This is a genomic window from Paraburkholderia sediminicola (genome assembly GCF_046026855.1).
Lineage (GTDB): Bacteria > Pseudomonadota > Gammaproteobacteria > Burkholderiales > Burkholderiaceae > Paraburkholderia > Paraburkholderia sediminicola_A.
In genome coordinates this window covers 1-1,486 of the sequence record NZ_JAQQET010000088.1, presented here as the reverse complement: position 1 = coordinate 1,486, position 1,486 = coordinate 1, and the positions used below count along the sequence as shown (strand labels likewise).

At 60.1% G+C, this 1,486-nt stretch carries 1 protein-coding gene; it reads left to right on the top strand.

Translation table 11 applies throughout. The annotated features are described in order from the left end of the window. Positions 1 to 123 precede the first annotated feature (123 nt). The gene (locus PQR40_RS38915) at positions 124 to 1,446 is read left to right on the top strand and encodes an IS5 family transposase (RefSeq protein ID WP_408511276.1); all 1,323 of its coding nucleotides are present in this window, start codon (positions 124 to 126) and stop codon (positions 1,444 to 1,446) included. The last annotated feature ends 40 nt before the right edge of the window (positions 1,447 to 1,486 follow it).

Here is a 1,486-nt window from a genome sequence, read left to right as displayed (position 1 = left end):
AGTCGGACCTGAACAATCTTCAAAGCCTTTCGGTGTGAGGTTTTGAGCCGGAAATGCGGTTGTGGGAATTGCAGGGACCTGGCATATTAAGGCGTGAATCCTGCATTTTTCGACGAGGTGCAGATGGGTCCGAAGACGCCTGTGACGGAGGGAGATTTCTTCCGGCAACCGCTGCGCGAACAGATCAACCTGAAGCATCCGTTGGTCGGGTTGGCCGACCTGATCAACTGGGAACGACTGGGTGCATCGATGAGCGAGAGTTTCGTGTCACGCAAGGGTCGACCAGCGAGCTCGCCGCGCCTGATTGCGGGGCTGCTGTATTTGCAGCATGCGTTCGATCTGTCCGACGAAGAGGTCGTCTGGCAATGGGTGGAGAACCCATACTGGCAGGTCTTCACCGGTGAAACGTATCTGCAGACCGGGCCTCCGATCGACCCGTCGAGCCTGACGCGCTGGAGGAAGCGCCTGGGCGAAGCCGGCGTTGAAGAGTTGCTGGCCGAGACGATCGAAGCGGCAAAGCTTGCCGGCGTGATCAAGGCCTCGAGCGTGAAGCGCGTGATTGTAGACACAACGGTCATGGAGAAGGCGATTGCTCATCCAACCGATTCGCGATTGCTCGAACGGTGTCGCGAACATCTGGTGAAGGCAGCCGCGCGGCATGGTCTGAAGTTGAGGCAGAACTACAACCGCGAAGCGCCGCGCCTGGGGCTGCAGATTGGCCGCTATGCTCACGCGAAGCAGTACAGGCGCATGAGGAAGGCATTGCGCACGCTGCGCTCGCGCGTTGGGCGGGTGATGCGCGATGTGGAGCGACAGGTCGCCCAGGTAGCAGACTCAGGCCGCAAGGACTTGCAGGAGCTGATTGACCGCACGAAGCGGATCCTGTCGCAGAAGCCGAAGGACAAAAACAAGCTCTACGCGCTGCACGCACCGGAAGTTGAGTGTCTGGCGAAGGGCAAAGCCCGCATACCCTACGAATTCGGGGTGAAGGTGTCGATCACGACGACCCACAAGGAAGGTCTGGTCGTTGGGATGCGCTCGATGCCTGGCAATCCGTACGACGGTCACACGCTGGCTGAAGCACTGGAGCAGGCGGCAATCCTGAGTGACACGGCACCCGAGGTGGCGATCGTGGATCGCGGCTACAAGGGCGTCACCATCGACGGCGTGAAGATCTACCACCCGGGGTTGCGCCGGGGTATCACACGCGGGCTACGCGCGATGATCAGACGGCGAAGTGCAATCGAGCCAGCCATCGGTCACATGAAGACAGACGGAAAACTTGATCGCAACTGGCTCAAAGGCGCGCTCGGCGATGCAATGCACGCGGTGCTGTGCGGTGCCGGCCACAACTTCCGGATGATCCTGAGGAAGCTGCGGCTTTTTTGCGTCTTCGTTCTCGTCGCTTTGCTCAACCGCTGCATTGCCGCCGACGTGACGGCGTGACACCGGCGCAACGAGAAACGAATTGTTCAGGTCCGACTAT

Bases quoted from the DNA above. Each gene is read 5' to 3' on its own strand.
- PQR40_RS38915 (WP_408511276.1), top strand. From the start codon at position 124: ATGGGTCCGAAGACGCCTGTGACGGAGGGAGATTTCTTCCGGCAACCG.